9 protein-coding genes and 5 pseudogenes are annotated in these 20068 nt (G+C 30.7%); 7 read left to right on the forward strand and 7 right to left on the reverse strand.

Features of this window, described 5'->3' with window-relative positions; translation table 11 throughout:
- Positions 1 to 72: 72 nt before the first annotated feature.
- The 3 genes and pseudogenes from kbl to JJC03_RS04935 form a co-directional block, all read right to left on the reverse strand.
- Positions 73 to 1187 (reverse strand): annotated as a pseudogene (kbl, locus tag JJC03_RS04930) (glycine C-acetyltransferase).
- A gap of 141 nt (positions 1188 to 1328) precedes the next feature.
- The gene (locus tag JJC03_RS18655; RefSeq protein WP_309597748.1) at positions 1329 to 2390 is read right to left on the reverse strand and encodes a 3'-5' exonuclease; all 1062 of its coding nucleotides are present in this window, start codon (positions 2388 to 2390) and stop codon (positions 1329 to 1331) included.
- Positions 2387 to 4486, reverse strand: coding sequence for a UvrD-helicase domain-containing protein (locus tag JJC03_RS04935; RefSeq protein ID WP_309597749.1), 2100 nt, complete (start codon positions 4484 to 4486; stop codon positions 2387 to 2389). Before JJC03_RS04935 ends, JJC03_RS18655 begins: the two co-directional genes overlap by 4 nt.
- 164 nt (positions 4487 to 4650) lie before the next feature.
- Between JJC03_RS04935 and JJC03_RS04940 the strand changes: the two genes are divergently transcribed.
- Positions 4651 to 5256 carry a superoxide dismutase gene (locus JJC03_RS04940; protein ID WP_103714291.1) on the forward strand — a complete coding sequence of 202 codons (606 nt, stop codon included), beginning with the start codon at positions 4651 to 4653 and terminating at the stop codon, positions 5254 to 5256.
- A 25-nt stretch (positions 5257 to 5281) separates the two neighbouring features.
- Here the strand turns inward: JJC03_RS04940 and JJC03_RS04945 are convergent.
- Positions 5282 to 5849: pseudogene (locus tag JJC03_RS04945) on the reverse strand (5-formyltetrahydrofolate cyclo-ligase).
- Positions 5850 to 6567: 718 nt separating this feature from the next.
- On the opposite strand from JJC03_RS04945, the pseudogene uvrC reads away from it, so the two are divergent.
- The 3 genes and pseudogenes from uvrC to JJC03_RS04960 all read left to right on the forward strand — a co-directional run bounded on the left by uvrC (position 6568) and on the right by JJC03_RS04960 (position 12143).
- Positions 6568 to 8356, forward strand: a pseudogene (uvrC, locus tag JJC03_RS04950) (excinuclease ABC subunit UvrC).
- A gap of 4 nt (positions 8357 to 8360) precedes the next feature.
- On the forward strand, positions 8361 to 10601 hold the full coding sequence (locus JJC03_RS04955; protein WP_088444246.1) for a patatin-like phospholipase family protein: 2241 nt from the start codon (positions 8361 to 8363) through the stop codon (positions 10599 to 10601).
- A gap of 97 nt (positions 10602 to 10698) precedes the next feature.
- A pseudogene (locus JJC03_RS04960) lies at positions 10699 to 12143 on the forward strand (amino acid permease).
- A 747-nt stretch (positions 12144 to 12890) separates the two neighbouring features.
- On the opposite strand, the pseudogene lepA reads toward JJC03_RS04960, so the two are convergent.
- Positions 12891 to 14686 (reverse strand): annotated as a pseudogene (gene lepA, locus JJC03_RS04965) (translation elongation factor 4).
- A 166-nt stretch (positions 14687 to 14852) separates the two neighbouring features.
- On the opposite strand from lepA, the gene dusB reads away from it, so the two are divergent.
- Complete coding sequence (gene dusB, locus JJC03_RS04970) at positions 14853 to 15839, forward strand: tRNA dihydrouridine synthase DusB (RefSeq protein WP_088397458.1); 987 nt, start codon at positions 14853 to 14855, stop codon at positions 15837 to 15839.
- A 62-nt stretch (positions 15840 to 15901) separates the two neighbouring features.
- On the opposite strand, the gene pckA is transcribed toward dusB, so the two are convergent.
- Positions 15902 to 17527: a phosphoenolpyruvate carboxykinase (ATP) gene (pckA, locus tag JJC03_RS04975; RefSeq protein WP_088444247.1), complete on the reverse strand. Its 1626-nt coding sequence runs from the start codon at positions 17525 to 17527 to the stop codon at positions 15902 to 15904.
- A gap of 67 nt (positions 17528 to 17594) precedes the next feature.
- A complete protein-coding gene (locus JJC03_RS04980) occupies positions 17595 to 17981 on the reverse strand; it encodes a DUF423 domain-containing protein (RefSeq protein WP_103714295.1) in 387 nt (128 codons plus the stop codon).
- A gap of 119 nt (positions 17982 to 18100) precedes the next feature.
- Between JJC03_RS04980 and JJC03_RS04985 the strand changes: the two genes are divergently transcribed.
- Complete coding sequence (locus JJC03_RS04985; protein WP_235874122.1) at positions 18101 to 19453, forward strand: saccharopine dehydrogenase family protein; 1353 nt, start codon at positions 18101 to 18103, stop codon at positions 19451 to 19453.
- 143 nt (positions 19454 to 19596) lie between these two features.
- Complete coding sequence (locus JJC03_RS04990) at positions 19597 to 20067, forward strand: Lrp/AsnC family transcriptional regulator (protein ID WP_088397462.1); 471 nt, start codon at positions 19597 to 19599, stop codon at positions 20065 to 20067.
- The last annotated feature ends 1 nt before the right edge of the window (position 20068 follow it).

The following is a 20068-nucleotide window of genomic DNA, read 5'->3' on the forward strand; positions in this document are numbered from 1 at the left end:
TCAGCAAATGTAATAGATAGGTACCTAATTACAAAATCTATTTCGAAAAAAATACATTCTTTAGTAATTTTTCTACATTATTATTTTTAATTCTTTACCTATTTTAACAAAGGCTTCTATTGCCTTATCTAAGTGTTCTTTAGTATGTGCAGCTGATAACTGTACTCTAATACGTGCTTTGTCTTTAGGTACGACTGGATAAAAGAAACCGATAACATAAATACCTTCTTCTAGTAATTTATCAGCCATTGTTTGTGACAATTTAGCATCATATAACATAACTGGTACAATAGCAGAATCTCCATCTATGATATCAAATCCCGCTTTTTTCATTCCTTCTTTAAAATAATGGGTGTTTGATTCTAATTGATCACGCAATGAAGTATCTTTTTCTAATAATTCAAAAACTTTTAAAGAAGCTCCTACAATAGCTGGAGATAATGAATTTGAAAACAAATATGGTCTTGAACGTTGACGTAAAATTTCAATAATTTCTTTTTAGCTGTTGTATAACCTCCCATTGCTCCTCCTAAGGCTTTTCCTAAAGTACCTGTAATAATATCTACACGACCCATTACTCCTTTAGCTTCTAGAGTTCCTTTACCCGTTTGACCTATAAAACCTGCTGCATGACATTCATCAACCATAACCATAGCATCATACTGTTCTGCTAAATCACATATTTTATCTAATGGGGCCACTAATCCATCCATTGAAAAAACACCATCAGTCACAATTAATTTAAATCGATGTCCTGCTTCATTTGCTTTTTTTAGCTGTATCTCTAAATCAGCCATATTATTATTTTCATAACGGTAACGCGCTGCTTTACACAAGCGTACTCCATCAATAATAGAAGCGTGATTTAGACTATCTGAAATTATGCAATCTTGTTCTCCTAATAATGGTTCAAAAACACCCCCATTTGCATCAAAAGCAGCTGCGTACAAAATAGTATCTTCTGTACCGTAAAATTTAGCAATAGCTGCTTCTAAATCTTTATGTATATCTTGTGTTCCACAGATAAAACGAACAGATGACATACCAAACCCATGTGTATCCAAAGCATCTTTAGCTGCTTGTACTACTTCAGGATGTGATGATAATCCTAAATAATTATTAGCACAAAAGTTAAGAACTGTTTTTCCGTTAACTCTTATTTCTGCCCCTTGAGGTGAAGTAATGATTCTTTCTTTTTATACAATCCATTAGCTTCAATAGATGCTAGTTCTTCTTTTAAAAATTGTTTAATGTTTCCGTACATATTTTTAAGTTCTAAATTTCAAGTTTTTAAGTTTTGAGTGACTTGAGATACTATTTTTAAAGTTTTACAAATTTACCACTTCCACCTTTTCACCAACATAAACCAATGATTTTTTTTCAATTTGATAGCCCATTTCACTGAGAGCTTTTTCGTAATCTGCAAGTTGTTGGATATATTTAGGATTAGGTGTTCCTGTTTTATAATCTAATAGGTATGCTTTTGTTTCATTTACAACTATTCGATCTGGTATATGATTTGATTCCCCTTTTTTAAGAATTACTCTTTCGTTATATACTACCGCATTTTCAGAGAAAAAAACGGCTAAATCAGGATGACTTACTATTTCATCTAAGGTTATTCTGATTTCATTTTCTTGCGACTTTACAATCAAGCCATTTTCAACAGCCTTAATAATAGCTAATTCTATATCATTTTTTGTTTTTATATAGGATAAAATCTCATGCAATGTATTCCCAAATTCTATTGCCTCTAATTGCTTACTTCCCCACATCATGGCTTCACGTTGTGCAATTTTAATAGCATCTATATTAATTGTAGTTGTTACAGGTGGGATAATTGTTACAGGATTACTCACAATATGCGGTATCGATATACGTTCGGAATTACCAAAAGAATAAGTTTGCTTTTCTGGATCAAATTCTTTTTGAGATTCTACATATTCTATAAAAAAAGAAGCCAAAGTATTAGGTAAATTTCCTTGTTTATTACGTTCTTTCCAAGATGATATGATATACAATTGTTCTTCAGGCCGAGTTAGTGCAACATATAAAACATTAATATTGTCTAATAAATCTTCTTGTAATTTTTGTTCATATACTTCAAATGCTTCAGAACCGTAATTTGCTACTTTACTTGATTTATCAATTAAAAATTTTTCAACCTCAACAGCTTCTTTTGGTGCATCTAACCAAATTTTTTCACGTTTGTTACGACTATAATTTTCATCAGCAAAAGGAAAAATAACTACAGGAAATTCTAATCCTTTTGATTTATGTATAGTCATAATACGAATTGCATTAGCTCCCTCAGAAGTAGGAACACTTAACTTAAACCCTGTCTTTTCCCAATAATCAAGAAAATCAGGTATTGAAAACTGATTTTTCACATCTTTTCTAATACAATATCTAAAAAATATTGCACATAAGCATTGTTTTTTTCTGTAGGGATACCATTTAAGATTAAATGCTCTACTAATTCATATAGTGATTTTCGACGTATATTTTGAAAATCAATAGTAATCTGAAAATCAAAAAGCCATTTTTGTAAGGCTTCTTCATCTGGCTTATTTATTCCTTCTGCTATAAAATTATGAGTAGGTATTACTCTATTAAATTCTATTGCTAAATAATACAGTGAAGAAGCTAATGCTTCTCGATCTTTTGTATTAGTAAGATAGCGCAACATACTTAATAGAAATTTAACTTCAGAAGCAGTTTCTAATAATAAACTTTCCGAAGAAATGACGGGTATATCTTGTTGTGTTAAATAGTTAGCTAGCAAGACTCCTTTACTATTACTTCTGACTAAAATAACGATTTCATTATATGAATATCCTTTTTGTTGAATTTCTAAAATAGTCTGCCAAGTATTTTTTAAATATAAGTCATCTTGCGAAATTTCCTCCTCTTCATTTAAATTAAGCTCATTTACTTTTGGTAAGAAATGAATAGAAACAAAACCTCCTTGTTTATTTTTAGTTTTTTGAAAACTTTTGTTTTCATATAAATCCTTATAGGAAGCTTCTTCAAATTTAGAAGATAACTGTTTAAAAAAGGCATTATTAAAATAGATAATATTTTCACAGCTTCTATAATTCGTATCTAAATCTACAACTTGTTTATCTTTATTACTAAAAGGATTAGTTTGATTAGCAAGACTAATAAATTGTTCTGCTTTTCCTCCTCTCCAACGATAAATAGATTGTTTAGGATCACCTACTAAAAGTAAAGATCCTCGTACTCCTTGTAAATCTTCGCTTGAAAGTGCATTATCGATCAAAGGAATCAAGTTTTGCCATTGCATTTCCGAAGTATCTTGAAACTCATCAATAAAAAAATGCTTGTATTTTTCACCTAAACGTTCGTATATAAAGGGTGCGGGTTGATTTTGAATTTGTTCATTAATCAATTTATTAAATTCTGCAATAGACAAAATTTGTTGATCTTCCTGTATATTTTTTAACTGATTGCTAACCGTGTTTAATAAAGATAAGGGTGTTATATTTTTTAAAAACGCATCGTATAAATCTTTCTTTTGAAATTGATTGTAAATACTTTCTAGAGTTTTTAGTAGTTCAGGTATACACGTTTCTATGAGTGATTTATCCTTAGCAGATTTATTAATTTTTATATCATCAAATTCGTGATAAGTTTTATTATTTGGGTTAAATTTTCCTTCAGCTATCCCTTGTAAATGTTTTGGAAAATGTCCAGCCGAAAAAGATTTTAAATCGATTCCTTGATTTTCAATCCATTCTAATAATGTGGTTGCTTGCTTTTTTGTTTTTTCTAAAATAGATTGGCATTCTACCAGCAAACGATTACGAAGTATAACAAAATCTTGTATAGACTTATCTTTTAACAGGGCTATTTCTTCGCGATTATTCTCGTTAGTAATTAATTTTCCTGTATTAAAAATTTCATTAGATACATCCCAAGATTTATCATCGTCTGTTTTTTCCATAGTAAAATCAACTAATAGCTTAGTAATTTCTGGATCATCACCAGCTTGTGCTACTATGGCATCTACAGCTTCTTGAAGTAAATTATCAGTATCTAGAGAAACTTCAAAAGTGATAGGTAAGTTTAAATCAATGGCAAAAGAGCGAATAACTTTATGAGTAAACTTATCAATTGTTGAAATATCAAAAGCAGCATAATTATGAATTAAGTTTTTTATAATAGACTGCGCTTTTGTAGTGATTTGATTCAAACTTAAACTCGTATCAATTGCTATATCTTGCATTAAATCAAGCGTTTTAGGAGCAGGATGATCATTCGTAAAATCAAAAAGGCTATTTACAATCCTACTTTTCATTTCATGAACTGCCTTATTAGTAAATGTTATCGCTAAAATATTTCGATAAGCATCTTCTTTTGGAGATAATAAAATAATTTTCAAATATTCTTTTACCAAGGTATAGGTTTTACCAGCTCCTGCTGATGCGTTGTATATGGTAAAAGCGGAATTTTGTTTAGCCATCAAAAAAAAATTAAAAGAATATTTCGCCTACCCTAATTGAAAAACAACTCAAAAACAAATAGTTACAAAATATTTATAGAGAAATAATCAAGAACTATTTCCTTATCCAAAGTTAATTGATTAATTTTGAATTCACATTTATTAATTATTAAAACAATAATATTATGGCATTTGAATTACCGCAATTACCTTATGCTTATGACGCGTTAGAACCTCATATTGATGCGAGAACTATGGAAATCCATCATACAAAACACCATAATGCTTACACAACTAATTTAAACGCAGCAATTGCAGGTACTGAATTAGAAGGTAAATCAATAGAAGAAATCCTAAAAAATTTAGATATGACAAAAGCTGCTATCCGTAATAACGGAGGTGGTTTTTACAATCATAACTTATTCTGGACTGTAATGTCTCCAAATGGTGGTGGAGAACCAACAGGGGAATTAGCAGCTGCTATAGATACAGCTTTTGGAAGTTTTGCTGCTTTCAAAGAAGCTTTTACAAAAGCAGGAGCAACTCAATTTGGTTCAGGTTGGGCTTGGTTATGTGTAAAAGAAGGTAAATTAGAGGTTTGTGCTACCGCTAATCAAGATAACACTTTAATGCCTGGTATAGGTTGTGGTGGTACTCCAATCTTAGGAATGGATGTATGGGAGCATGCTTATTACTTAAATTACCAAAACCGTCGTCCTGATTATATGGAAGCATTTTTTAACGTAATTAACTGGGAAGAAGTTACTAGACGTTATAACGAAGCAAAATAAAAATAAAAGTCCCGTTTGGGACTTTTTATTTAAATTGTATTACACCATAAGGAGTCACACAGTAATCTAATAATATATCATTAGGACTGACATCAGATATTAAATCCTCTGGATCAAAATAAGAAAGACCTATTTTAACTGTATCAGGTTTACAACTTGCTAAAAATTGATCATAAAACCCTTTTCCATACCCTACACGATTACCTTTTTTATCGTAAGCTAATAGCGGAACAAAAACTACATTTAATTTAGAAACAGGCACTTCTATACCATCTACTGGTTCAGGAATACCATAATCATTTACTTGAAACTGTGTATTATCAGTCAAAAGATAATGTGTCATTTCTCTTGTTTCAAAATCAGTTTTAGAGACAATTACTTCTTTATCTCGACCTGATAAAATCTGAAGAATGAATTCAGTATTAATTTCTTTTTGTTTTTCAATGGGTAAAAAAAAGATGAAAATAGGTTTTTTCCCAAATGGGCAGATCTAAACAATGATTAGCTATATTTAAACTATCATTCATAATTTCATCAAAAGTAAGTGCTTTACGCAATGTTTTGTATTTTAAACGTAATTCAGATTTTATCATTCATACTATTTTTAAATTCTATTACAAATGTATTCAAATGATCTACTTCTACATGATCCATGATTACAATTTTGTACCATTGATTAAATTCATCATTTTCATATGATATTAAATCTTATTTTCTCACTAACCTTTCATCTATCAACTGAGTATTCATAAAGGGATCTCTGCAATATTTTACATTTAGTAAATCCAATTGTTAACATAACCAAGTCAGTCCTACACAAGAGAAGCTCCTTTTTATTCATAAAATAATTCCTACACATTCAAAGAGCTTGAATATTAGCTTCAGCACCTCCTGTAGCTATATATCTATCATACTCATTAATGGAACCTTAAATAAATCTTCTGCTAATACTTTTAAAACTTCTTTTAATTACTATGTTTCACTAAACGCTTTTCTGATGTTCTTAAAGTAAGACAACCTATATTATCAGGGTTGCAATATAAACTTGCAGTGTAGGGGTATCTTTTAAAAAAGGGCTTCACTGTAAAAAACTTTATTATCTAGTTTTGATGCAGGATACCGTAAATCTACATTTTGTTCTAGAGCTTTTTCTATATGATCTTGTTTCTCTTCCTATGTTTTCTTTTTCTAAATAATCATTTGCTTTTTTTAAGTCATTTAAAATCAATATGAGAATAATAGATAAAAATGATTTATGTTAGTTTTAGCTTTATCCCAAACAATTTTTAAATTTGAAACAAATAAATAGTCATGCACTCTTCACTTGAACTTCAGATTCAAACTTTACCTGATCAACCAGGTGTCTATCAATATTTTGATAAAGAAGGAAAGATTTTATATGTAGGAAAAGCAAAAAATTTAAAAAAACGCGTTTCTTCTTATTTTACTAAAACACACGATACTGCAAGAATTAATGTTTTAGTAAAAAAATTGCAGAAATAAAACACATAGTAGTTCCAACAGAAACAGATGCTTTATTACTAGAGAATAATTTAATAAAAAAACTACAACCTCGTTATAATATTAACTTAAAAGATGACAAAACATATCCTTGGATTTGTATAAAAAATGAAGCTTTTCCAAGAATATTTCCTACTAGAAGGATGATTAAAGACGGATCTGAATATTTTGGTCCGTATACAAGTTTTAAGACAGTTAATACTATTTTAGAACTAATTAAAGAACTCTACCCATTACGAACTTGCACTTATGATTTAAGTCAATCAAATATCAGATCAGGTAAGTTTAAGGTTTGTCTTGAATATCATATAGGAAATTGTAAAGGACCTTGTGAAGAATATGAAACACAAGCACATTATCATCAGCAAATAGATGCCATTAGAGAAATTTTAAAGGGAAATTTTAAAGATTCTTTGCGTGACTTCAAAAAAATGATGCAAGAATTAGCTATGAATTTAGAGTTCGAAGAAGCTCAAAAAGTAAAGGAAAAAATAGAAGTACTAGAAAACTACCAAGCTAAGTCAACAATTTTAAATCCTAAAATTACCCATTTAGACGTTTTTTCTATTATTTCTGATGAAACAATGGCTTATATTAATTTTTTACAAATATCACATGGTGCAATTGTCAGATCTCACACTATGGAAATTAAGAAAAAATTAGAGGAAACAGATTCAGCTCTTTTAGAACTTGGCATCATTGAATTACGCGAACGTTTTCATTTAAATGCGAAAGAAATTATTGCTCCATTTGAAATAAATTTAGGAGATAAAATTACCGTAACAGTTCCTAAATTAGGAGATAAAAAACAAATTTTAGATCTTTCAGAACGTAACGCTAAATATTACCGCTTAGATCAATTAAAACAAATTAAAATCGTAGATCCAGAAAGACACACTAATAGGTTAATGGCTCAGATGCAGAAAGACTTGCGTTTAAGTGTAGAACCTCGTCATATAGAATGTTTTGATAATTCTAACATACAAGGCACAAACCCTGTTTCAGCTTGTGTAGTATTTAAAAATGGAAAACCTAGCAAAAAGATTATCGTCATTTTAATATTAAAACAGTAGAAGGTCCTAATGATTTTGCTTCTATGGAAGAAGTTGTTTACAGAAGATATAAAAGACTACTAGAAGAACAAGAACCTTTACCTCAACTAATTGTAATTGATGGGGGAAAAGGTCAATTATCTTCTGCGTTAAAAAGTTTAGATGATTTAGGTCTTAGAGGTAAAATAGCAATAATAGGTATTGCAAAAAAATTAGAAGAAATTTTTTATCCAGGTGATTCAATTCCGTTATATCTAGATAAAAAATCAGAAACATTAAAAACAATCCAGCACTTACGGAATGAAGCACACCGATTTGGCATTACCTTTCATAGGGATAAACGTAGTAAAAATGCAATACAATCAGAATTAGAACTAATTCCTGGAATAGGCGAAAAAACAAGAGAAACTCTTTTGAAACATTTTAAAAGTGTAAAAAGAATTAAAGAAGCAACGGAAAAAGAAATTTCTGATATTATAGGTCTTTCAAAAGCAAAAAAAATTCACGAATTTTATACAAAAAAATAGCTATATGTTTAGCCTAAAATCTACTAGTTGCTTAACAACCGTATTCTCTTTTAGTATATGGTATATAATTTATATTATATTTTTCAATACAACTCTTAATGCACAAGAAACGAATAAGAAACTAAAAATAGGCCTTGTTTTAAGTGGTGGTGGAGCTAAAGGCTTAGCGCATATTGGAGCATTAAAAGAAATTGAACGAGCAGGAATTAAGATAGATTATATAGGAGGTACAAGTATGGGTGCTATTATAGGCGGATTATATGCTTGCGGTTATACAGCACACGAACTTGATTCTATCTTTAGTGATACTGATCCTGATGCTATTTTACGCGATAGAATACCTAGGGACAATCAGACTTTTTATGAAAAATATAATAATGAGGTATATGCAGTGACTCTTCCTTTTCAAAAATTTAAAATATCTGTTCCTAAAGGAATGTCAAAAGGTCTTTTTAATTTTAATTTAATCAGTAAACTTACTCACCCCTACCGTCATATCAGTAATTTTAGCTCATTAAAGATTCCCTTCTTATGTATTGCAACTGATTTAGAAACAGGAGAAGAAGTTGTTTTAAAAAAAGGGAACTTACCATTAAGCTTATCTGCAAGTGGTGCTTTTCCTTCCTTATACTCTCCTGTACAAATAGAAAACCGTTTTTATATAGATGGAGGGGTAACCAATAATTTCCCAGTTGAAGAGGTTAAAAAAATGGGAGCTGATATTATTATAGCAATAGATGTACAAGACAACTTAAAAGACATTGATAATATTAGTGGAGCAACAGGTATACTATCTCAAATATCAAATTTTAGTACGTTACAAAATATTGAAAAGAAAAAACAATTAATTGATATATATATCAAACCTAACATCAACCCCTATTCCGTTATTTCTTTTGAAGAAGGCAAAGAAATTATACAAACTGGTGTAGATGCTTGTCAACCTTATTGGGAAAAATTAAAATCACTTAGTAATAACACCTCCAATACTTCTAATAATAAAAATGAAGAAATACTTAATATAAACGGTATAGGTATTGAAGGCTCTAAAAATTACACAAGAAGTTATTTTTTAGGAAAATTACGATTTCTTCCTGAAAGTAAGATTAGCTATAATCAATTACATTCAGGATTAAACAACCTAAATGCTACACAAAATTTCAACTCTATTACATACCAATTTATAAAAAATAATGATAAAGATGATTTAATTATTAATGTCGTTGATAATCCTATTAAAACCTATCTTAAACTAGGTTTACATTATGATAATATTTTTAAATCAGGCATACTATTTAATATCACACAAAAGAATTTAATATTTAAAAATGATGTAGGCTCTTTAGATTTAATATTAGGTGATAATACTCGTTTTAACCTTGATTATTACATTGACAATGGATATCGTTGGAGTTTTGGCTTTAAATCAAACTATGATCAATTTTCCAGAAACAGTGAAGTAGATTTCAAAGGAAATAGATTAATGAATCATATAGACAAAAATTTGATTGAAATTAATTACAAATCACTATCAAACAAAGCATATTTACAAACGATTTTTGCTCAAAAATTTTTAATTGGTGCCGGAGTAGAACATAAATACATCAATATAACCTCAAACACAACAGGTAATCTACCACCTCAGTTAGATAAAAGTCACTATTTAAGTGCTATTGGTTTTATGAGATACGATTCATTCGATAATAAATATTTTCCTAAATCAGGCTGGTACTTTTTTGGGGATATTAACAGCATTTTTCATTCATCAAATTATTCAAACGATTTTGAAAAAGCTTCATTATTCATGGCGGATATGGCATATGTAAAAACTTTTTGGAATCATTTTTCTATAAAAATTCAATCAGAAGGAGGATTTACAATTGGCAAAAAACTTAATAGTATTAATGATTTTATATTAGGAGGTTACGGATTTCATCACTTTGGAAACTTTAAACCATTTTTAGGATATGATTTCTTATCAAAGAGTGGAGATAGCTATGTAAAAGGGAGCCTTAGTTGTGATTATATTTTTTACAAAAAACACCATCTTAACTTTACTGCCAACTTTTCAAATATTGGTAAAAAAATATTTGACAATGGTGAATGGTTTACAAAACCTGACTATACTGGATATGCTATAGGATATGGATTAGAAACGCTTATTGGTCCAATTGAAGTAAAACACTCATGGTCTCCTGAAACTACTAGACATTATACTTTTTTCAGCGTAGGCTTTTATTTTTAATTTTTTTGTTAAAGATTTCTATAAAATTTATTTTTATTGGTTTATTATTTCTAAAAAAGCTATTTTTGAAACGATATAAACCAAACTTTTAAATTTTATGTCTATTTGGAAAAAAAATCTATTGATATTTTATTAGCTGAAGCTTCTGATTCAGAAAAAGGTCTAAAAAGAACTCTATCTTCAGGAGCCTTAGTTGCTTTAGGAATTGGAGCAATTATTGGAGCAGGATTATTTTCGTTAACAGGTATTGCTGCTGCTGAAAATGCCGGTCCAGCTGTAACTCTATCATTTGTTTTAGCCGCAATTGGTTGTGCTTTTGCGGGATTGTGTTATGCAGAGTTTGCTTCTATGATTCCAGTTGCAGGAAGTGCATATACATACTCTTATGCAACTATGGGCGAATTCATGGCTTGGATTATTGGCTGGGATTTAGTATTAGAATACGCTTTGGGTGCTGCAACAGTAGGAGTAAGTTGGTCAAGATATTTCCTAGAGTTATTAAATAAATTTGGAATTCATTTACCTCATAATTTAATATGTTCACCTTGGGAAACATTAAAATTAAGTGATGGTACCATCATAGAAGGAGGAATTATTAATTTACCTGCCGTTTTTATTGTCTCAATACTTTCATTACTACTAATAAGAGGTACTAAAGAATCTGCTAACCTAAATAATTTTTTAGTTATTCTAAAAGTTACAGTTGTAATACTTTTTATCGTATTAGGCTGGAATTATATCAATCCTGCCAATTACACCCCTTACATACCAGAAAACACAGGCGTTAAAGGACAATTTGGATGGTCAGGTATTGCTGCTGGTGCTGCAACTGTATTTTTTGCTTTTATAGGTTTTGACGCTGTATCTACAGCAGCACAAGAAGCAAAAAATCCACAAAAAGGAATGCCAATAGGTATATTAGGATCTTTAATTGTTTGCACTATATTATACGTGCTTTTTGCACACGTAATGACTGGTTTAGTACCATATTATGAATTTGCTGGAGATGCAAAACCAGCTGCAACTGCTTTTTCAAAAACCCCTTATACTTTCCTACAAACAGGCTTAATAGTTGCTGTATTAGCAGGCTATACTTCAGTAATGTTAGTTATGCTAATGGGACAAAGTCGTGTGTTTTACACAATGAGTAACGATGGTTTATTACCAAAATTTTTCGGTACTATACACCCTAAATATAGAACTCCATGGAAAACAAATATTTTCTTCTTAATCTTTGTTAGTATTTTTGCTGGATTCGTACCTGTATCTGACTTAGGACATATGGTAAGCATAGGAACGTTACTAGCATTCGTTTTAGTTTGCATAGGTGTATTAGTAATGCGTAAAAAGATGCCTGAAATTCCAAGAGCATTTAAAACTCCTTTAGTACCTTTTGTTCCAATAGCAGGTATATTAGTTTGTCTTTATTTAATGTATTCATTGCCTCTTGAAAGCTGGATGCGTTTAGTTATTTGGATGGCATTAGGTATCATTATTTATTTTATGTATGGCAAGAAAAATAGTAAACTTAATATCGAATAAAATTTCTTTATTAATAAAAAAGAGGCTATCCGAATAGACTATCCAAAAGTTTAGACAAATTTAAACTTAATTTTGATAATAATGAGCTCGATATTGTATCGGGCTCATTCCTTTTAAATTAGACTTGAATCTTTATAATTGTTCTAGTATTTATAGATTATATTCCCTTTTTAATTACTCAATATTGCTATCCTTTTTATATAAAAAGATTAAATTTAAATATCCTAAAGAAATTTTCAACAATTGCACTTATTACTTAAGCCTTTTAAATTCATCTTGCGCTTAAATCAAAGCTTGTGACTTTTTTAATATTCAAGTTCATAGCGGAGCTTCATTTTCTAAAATAAATTATTCTTCTCTTATTAATAGTTATCATATTTACGCTTTTTACGCTTATAACTACTCATCGATTTTAAGCTTCATTTAAGCTTAAAGGGTATACTCTCAACTTGAAAATCAGTAAATTCTAACTACCACTTAACAACTACTGAACCATAAGAAATATTAAATTTTAAAAAGGTATATCATGAAGAAAGAGACACCTTTTTTTATTGCACTTAAAACCTTTAGTTTAAAAATATACTATTGGGAGTAATACTTAACTATAATTAATTCTAGATTCTCTAATTTAAATATATAATCGTATTTAACTTTTCTTCCCATAAAAATACCCCCAAAATAGTATCTAACTCTTTTGGGGGCGATGTATTTTAGGATAGTCTCTATACTATGATATATCTATCTTTGTTAATCATTCAGTTTTAAAACTGCCATGAATGCTGACTGTGGAATTTCTACATTCCCTACTTGACGCATGCGTTTTTTACCCTGTTTTTGTTTTTCAAGTAATTTACGCTTACGTGAAATATCCCCTCCATAACATTTTGCAGTAACATCTTTACGTAAAGCTTTAATTGTTTCACGTGCTATAATTTTAGCACCAATGGCAGCTTGAATAGGGATTTCAAATTGCTGACGAGGTATTAACTCTCTTAATTTTTCACACATTTTTTTACCAATGTGATACGCATTATCCTCATGAATTAAAGCTGATAAAGCATCTACGTTTTGTGCATTTAATAATACATCTAAACGAACTAATTTTGAAGTACGCATTCCGATTGGATGATAATCAAAAGAAGCATAACCTTTAGAAACTGTTTTTAAGCGATCATAGAAGTCAAAAACAATTTCAGCTAATGGCATATCAAAATTTAATTCAACACGTTCTGGAGTTAAATAAGTTTGATTTGTTATCTGACCTCTTTTTTCAATACACAAACTCATTACATTACCCACGAAATCGGATTTAGTAATAATAGTTGCTTTTATAAATGGTTCTTCTACTCTATCTAATTTAGATGGTTCAGGTAAATCAGATGGATTATTTACAATAAAAGGAGTTTCAGGATCCTTTTTTGTATAAGCTAAATATGACACGTTGGGTACAGTAGTAATTACAGTCATATTAAATTCACGCTCCAAACGTTCTTGAATAATTTCCATGTGTAGCATTCCCAAGAATCCACAACGGAAACCAAAACCTAAAGCAGCTGAACTTTCTGGAGAAAATACTAATGAAGCATCATTTAATTGTAATTTTTCCATTGAAGCACGTAACTCTTCATAATCTTCTGTATCCACTGGATAAATTCCAGCAAAAACCATAGGTTTTACATCTTCAAAACCATGAATCATATTCGTAGTAGGAATCTTAGCATCTGTAATTGTATCACCTACTTTAACCTCTTTAGCTTCCTTTATACCAGAAATTAAGTAACCTACGTCTCCTGTTGAGACAACATTTTTAGGAACTTGATTTAATTTTAAAGTACCAATTTCATCAGCAAAGTACTCATTACCTGTTGCCATGAATTTAATCTTTTGTCCTTTTTAATTTCACCGTTTTTTACTCGAAAAATTACTTCAATACCTCTAAACGGATTATATACTGAGTCAAAGATTAACGCCTGTAAAGGTTCTTCTGGATTTCCTTTTGGTGCAGGAATACGTTCTACAATAGCTTCTAAAATTTTATCTACACCAAATCCTGTCTTTCCAGAAGCATGGATAATATCCTCTAATTTACAACCTAGTAATTCTACTATATCGTCACTTACTTCTTCTGGATTAGCACTTGGTAAATCAACTTTATTTAATACTGGAATAATTTCTAAATCATTCTCTAATGCAAGATATAAATTAGAAATAGTTTGAGCTTGTATACTTTGTGCAGCATCGACAATTAACAAGGCTCCTTCACACGCTGCGATAGAACGTGATACTTCATAAGAAAAATCTACGTGCCCAGGAGTATCAATAAGATTTAAAATATATTGTTCTCCTTTGTAATTATATTCCATCTGAATAGCATGACTCTTAATAGTGATACCACGCTCACGCTCTAAATCCATATTGTCAAGCAACTGTGCTTGAGCTTCACGAGCCGTTACAGTTTGTGTTGCATCTAATAAACGGTCGGCCAAGGTACTTTTACCATGGTCAATATGAGCAATAATGCAAAAATTTCTAATTTTCTTCATCTTCTTATTTTACTAAAACAGAGATTTCTCTAAAGTGCAAATATAGTTTAAAGTTTTTGATTGGAGAATGCCGATGAGTGAATGTTGATTCGAGAAGTTCGAAAAATCTGATTTCTAAAATCTGATTTCTAAAATCTTATTGTAATTTTGTCCCAAAATAGAGAAAATGGTTAAGATAGGCAACATAGAATTACCCGACTTTCCTTTATTATTAGCTCCTATGGAAGATGTAAGTGATCCTCCATTTCGACGTTTATGCAAAATGCACGGAGCTGATTTAATGTATTCTGAATTCATTTCAAGTGAAGGATTGATTCGAGACGCTATTAAAAGCCGTCAAAAATTGGATATTTTTGATTACGAACGTCCTGTGGGAATTCAAATTTTTGGTGGAGACGAGGAAGCTATGGCTATGAGCGCAAGGATAGTTGAAACTGTCCAACCTGATTTACTAGATATCAACTTTGGTTGCCCTGTAAAAAAAGTAGTATGCAAAGGAGCTGGAGCTGGCGTGTTAAAAGATGTTGAACTAATGGTACGTTTAACTAAAGCAGTGGTTAATAGTACTCATCTACCAGTAACTGTAAAAACACGATTAGGATGGGATGATTCCTCTATTAATATTGATGAAGTAGCTGAACGATTACAAGATGTAGGTATTCAAGCCTTAACAATTCATGGTCGCACTCGAGCCCAAATGTATAAAGGTCATTCTGATTGGTCTCATATTGCTCGAGTAAAAAATAACCCTCGCATAAAGATCCCTATCTTTGGAAATGGTGATATTGACTCAGCAGAAAAAGCATTAGAATACAAAAACACTTATGGATTGGATGGCATTATGATAGGACGTGCTGCCATAGGATATCCGTGGATTTTTAATGAAATAAAACATTTTTTTGCTACTGGTAAAAATCTAGCCTTACCCAATATTATAGATCGAGTAGAAGCAGCAAAAAACCACTTAACTTGGTCTATTGAATGGAAAGGTGAACGAGTAGGTATTGTGGAAATGCGTAGACATTACACAAACTATTTTAAAGGCATTCCTCATTTTAAGGAATATCGCAACAAGTTAGTTACATTTGACAAGTATCAAGATTTATTACTTGTTTTTGAAGAAATCATTCAAGAATATTCTAAAAATCATTAGTTTAAACAAAAAGGCTTTCCAATTGGAAAGCCTTTTTTATAATATTTAGAACTCCTTATATATTATAATTGAGGACCTGCTTGTACTAAACGTTCTCCTTCTTCATTATCTGTATATTGAACGAAGTTTTTAATAAATCTTCCTGCAAGATCTTCTGCTTTTGTAGTCCATTCAGACGCATCAACATAAGTATTTCTTGGATCCAAAATAGCAGTATCTACATTAGGTAGAGAAGTTGGTATATTAAAATTAAAAACAGGAACCATAGCTGTCTCTGCATTTTCTATTGATCCATCTAAAATAGCATCAATAATAGCACGGGTATCCTTAATAGAAATACGTTTACCTGTACCATTCCACCCTGTATTTACCATATATGCCTTAGCATTATGTTGCTCCATTTTCTTAACTAATTCTTCCCCATATTTAGTAGGATGAAGTGATAAGAAAGCCTTACCGAAGCAAGCTGAAAAAGTTGGTTCTGGTTGCGTTACACCTCTTTCAGTACCTGCTAACTTAGCGGTAAATCCTGATAAGAAATAATATTTTGTTTGCTCTGGAGTTAACTTAGAAACAGGAGGCATTACACCAAAAGCATCTGCTGTTAAGAAGATTACTTTAGTAGCATGACCTGCTTTTGAAACCGGCGTTACTATATTGTTAATATGATAAATAGGATATGAAACACGTGTATTTTGTGTAACAGAACCATCTTTAAAATCAATTTTACCGTCTACATCAACCGTTACGTTTTCTAACAAAGCATCACGCTTAATAGCTCCATAGATATCTGGCTCATTTTCTTTACTTAAGTCGATTGTTTTCGCATAGCAACCTCCTTCAAAGTTAAATACACCGTCATTATCCCATCCGTGTTCATCGTCTCCTATTAATTCACGTTTAGGATCTGTAGATAAAGTTGTCTTTCCTGTTCCTGACAAACCAAAAAACACAGCAACATCGCCATCTTTTCCTTTATTTGCTGAACAGTGCATAGAAGCCATCCCTTGTAATGGTAAATAGTAATTCATCATCGAGAATAGACCTTTTTTCATTTCTCCACCATACCAAGTACCTCCAATTAACTGGATTTTTTCTGTCAAGTTAAAAGCAATATAAACTTCAGAATTTAAACCATGTGTTTTGTAATCTGCAAAACCACGTTTTGATGCGTTCATTACTACAAAGTCAGGTTCACCATAATTAGCTAATTCTTCCTCTGTTGGACGGATAAACATATTTTTTACAAAATGTGCTTGCCAAGCTACTTCTACAATAAAACGAACTTTTAATCTTGTATTTTCATTAGCACCACAAAAAGTGTCTACTACAAAAAGTCTTTTCCCAGATAATTGTTCAACTGTATTTTGCTTTAGAGCATTCCAAGTGTCTGTGCTAATAGGCTTGTTATCGTTTACAGCTTTTTCAGAAGTCCACCAAATTGTGTCTTCTGTTACTGCATCTTTAACAATATATTTATCTTTAGGAGAACGACCAGTAAACTCACCTGTCATTACATTAACTGCCCCCAATTCAGTTAACTGCCCTCTTTCGTAACCTTCTAATTCAGGGCTTAATTCTTCCTGATACAATAATTCGTATGTAGGATTATATACAATTTCTTTAACGTCACTAATTCCGTATTTTTCTAACGAAATCGTTTTCGTTGGTGGTGTGTATGCTTCCATAAAATTATGATGTGTGTGTTCAATTTTAACGACAAAAGTATAAATATTATTTAAATAGACTCACAGTTTAGTTTTTTTTTGTGAAAATGTAACAAAAAGCCATAATCCAAGCAGATATTAACAATACTCCTCCTACAGGTGTAATTGGACCTAAAAATTTTAAATTTAAACCTGTAAGAGACTGGGTTGAAAGTAAAAAAATTGACACTGAGAAAAACAAAGTTCCTGATGCCACCAAATTAAAAATCATATTCTTTTGTTCTGGTAAAAAAATACTTGTTGTACCTAAAAACAATAAAAACAAAGCATGGTACATCATATAACGCACCCCGACTTCAAAAGAAGCCAACTGATCTAAGTTCAAAACTTTTTTAAGGGCATGTGCACCAAAAGCTCCTAGAATAATTGAAACTGCACCAAAAAACAAAGCCGTTAATAGAATTTTCTTATCCATTATATTAATTTTTTTCCAAATTTAATACAGTATTAGTGAAAAAAACGATATATTTTGTGTATTTCGTTTTTCAAAAAATAACATTTGATTACATTTGTGTTATTTTTATCACACCAAAAATGAGAAATGTACTAATCATTGGAGCAGGTCGTTCTGCTTCTTCTTTAATAAAATATCTTTTAGAAAAATCTGAAAGTGAAAATTTACATCTTACTATAGGTGATTTATCGTTAGAATTAGCACAACGTAAAACATTAGGACATAAAAACGCTACCCCTATTGCTTTAGATATTCATAATGCAGATCAACGACAAACCGAAATTAAAAAAGCAGACATAGTAATTTCAATGCTTCCCGCTCATATGCACATTGAAGTAGCAAAAGATTGTATATTGTATAAAAAACATATGGTTACCGCTTCATATATTAGCGATGCAATGCAAGCTTTAGATGATCAAGCGAAAGAAAATGGCTTAATTTTCATGAACGAAGTAGGCTTAGATCCAGGTATAGATCATATGAGTGCTATGAAAGTATTGGATGAAATCCGCGATCAAGGAGGTAAAATAATCCTTTTTGAATCATTTTGTGGAGGATTAGTAGCTCCAGAAAGTGATAATAATCTTTGGAATTACAAATTTACTTGGGCTCCTAGAAATGTGATATTAGCAGGTCAAGGAGGTGCTGCTAAATTTATTCAGGAAGGAACTTACAAATACATCCCTTACAATAAATTATTCCGTAGAACAGAATTCTTAGAAATTGAAGGATTCGGACGTTTTGAAGGATATGCTAATCGTGATTCTTTAAAATACAGAAGTGTTTACAATTTAGATGATGCTTTAACACTTTATAGAGGAACCATACGCAGAGTAGGCTATTCTAAAGCGTGGGATATGTTTGTTCAACTAGGTATGACAGACGACACATACATAATTGATGATTCTCATAATATGAGTTACCGTGAATTTGTAAACTTATTTTTACCTTATCATGCTAGTGATTCAGTTGAAATAAAACTACGTCATCAATTAAAAATAGATCAAGATGATGTAATGTGGGATAAATTAGTAGAATTAGACTTATTTAGTAATCAAAAAATACTTGGCATTAAAAATGCTACACCAGCACAAGCTTTAGAAAAAATCTTAACAGATTCTTGGACACTACAACCCGATGATAAAGATATGATTGTTATGTATCATAAATTTGGTTATGAATTAAATGGCGAACGAAAACAAATAGATGCTACTATGGTTTGTATAGGTGATGATCAAACCTATACTGCTATGGCAAAAACAGTAGGGTTACCTGTAGCCATGGCAACATTACAAATCTTAAATGGCAATATTACTACACCAGGAGTACAATTACCTATTAAAAAAGAAGTTTATACTCCAATATTAAAAGAATTAGAGGAATATGGTGTTATTTTTAATGAAATAGCGGTTCCATATAAAGGTTATAATTAATCTACCTACCTACTTATTTCAAAATCACTCATTATTTAATGGGTGATTTTTTTTATAAATTATCATTTAAAACTGAATGATTTTAACTATATTTTTTTATTTTATTTAAAAATAAACTAATTTTAAATTTCAATTTTAAACCAATGCGAATAAATCACTTACAGATTGAAATTGACGGTATAGATAAAGAAATCTTGCGTTATTTAATGGAAGATGCTCGTAAACCTATTTTACAAATTGCTAATAAAATAGGAATTTCAGGAGCAGCTATTCATCAACGATTACGGAAATTAGAGGAGGCAAAAGTTATTTCAGGCTCTAAATTTATTGTGAATACAAAAGTTTTAGGATATAGCACTATGGCTTTTGTGGGAATATACCTTGATCGCGCTGCCCGAAATTCAGAAGCGGTTAAAGAATTACGTAAAATACCAGAAGTATTAGAGTGTCATTACACAACAGGTAATTGGAGTATTTTAATAAAAATGATTTGTCGTGATAATGAGCATTTAATGCAGCTATTAAATGGCAAAATTCAATCTATAGAAGGAGTTTCTAGAACAGAAACTTTTATTTCATTAGACCAACAGATAGAACGACAAATTCAATTATAAG

It is taken from the genome of Flavobacterium oreochromis, from assembly GCF_019565455.1.
Taxonomy (GTDB): domain Bacteria; phylum Bacteroidota; class Bacteroidia; order Flavobacteriales; family Flavobacteriaceae; genus Flavobacterium; species Flavobacterium oreochromis.

Excerpts from the sequence above, each read along its gene's own strand:
- JJC03_RS04935 (WP_309597749.1), bottom strand. The coding sequence starts at position 4,486 with ATGGCTAAACAAAATTCCGCTTTTACCATATACAACGCATCAGCAGGA.
- JJC03_RS04940 (WP_103714291.1), top strand. The coding sequence starts at position 4,651 with ATGGCATTTGAATTACCGCAATTACCTTATGCTTATGACGCGTTAGAA.
- JJC03_RS04955 (WP_088444246.1), top strand. The coding sequence starts at position 8,361 with ATGTTTAGCCTAAAATCTACTAGTTGCTTAACAACCGTATTCTCTTTT.
- dusB (WP_088397458.1), top strand. The coding sequence starts at position 14,853 with ATGGTTAAGATAGGCAACATAGAATTACCCGACTTTCCTTTATTATTA.
- pckA (WP_088444247.1), bottom strand. The coding sequence starts at position 17,527 with ATGGAAGCATACACACCACCAACGAAAACGATTTCGTTAGAAAAATAC.
- JJC03_RS04980 (WP_103714295.1), bottom strand. The coding sequence starts at position 17,981 with ATGGATAAGAAAATTCTATTAACGGCTTTGTTTTTTGGTGCAGTTTCA.
- JJC03_RS04985 (WP_235874122.1), top strand. The coding sequence starts at position 18,101 with ATGAGAAATGTACTAATCATTGGAGCAGGTCGTTCTGCTTCTTCTTTA.
- JJC03_RS04990 (WP_088397462.1), top strand. The coding sequence starts at position 19,597 with ATGCGAATAAATCACTTACAGATTGAAATTGACGGTATAGATAAAGAA.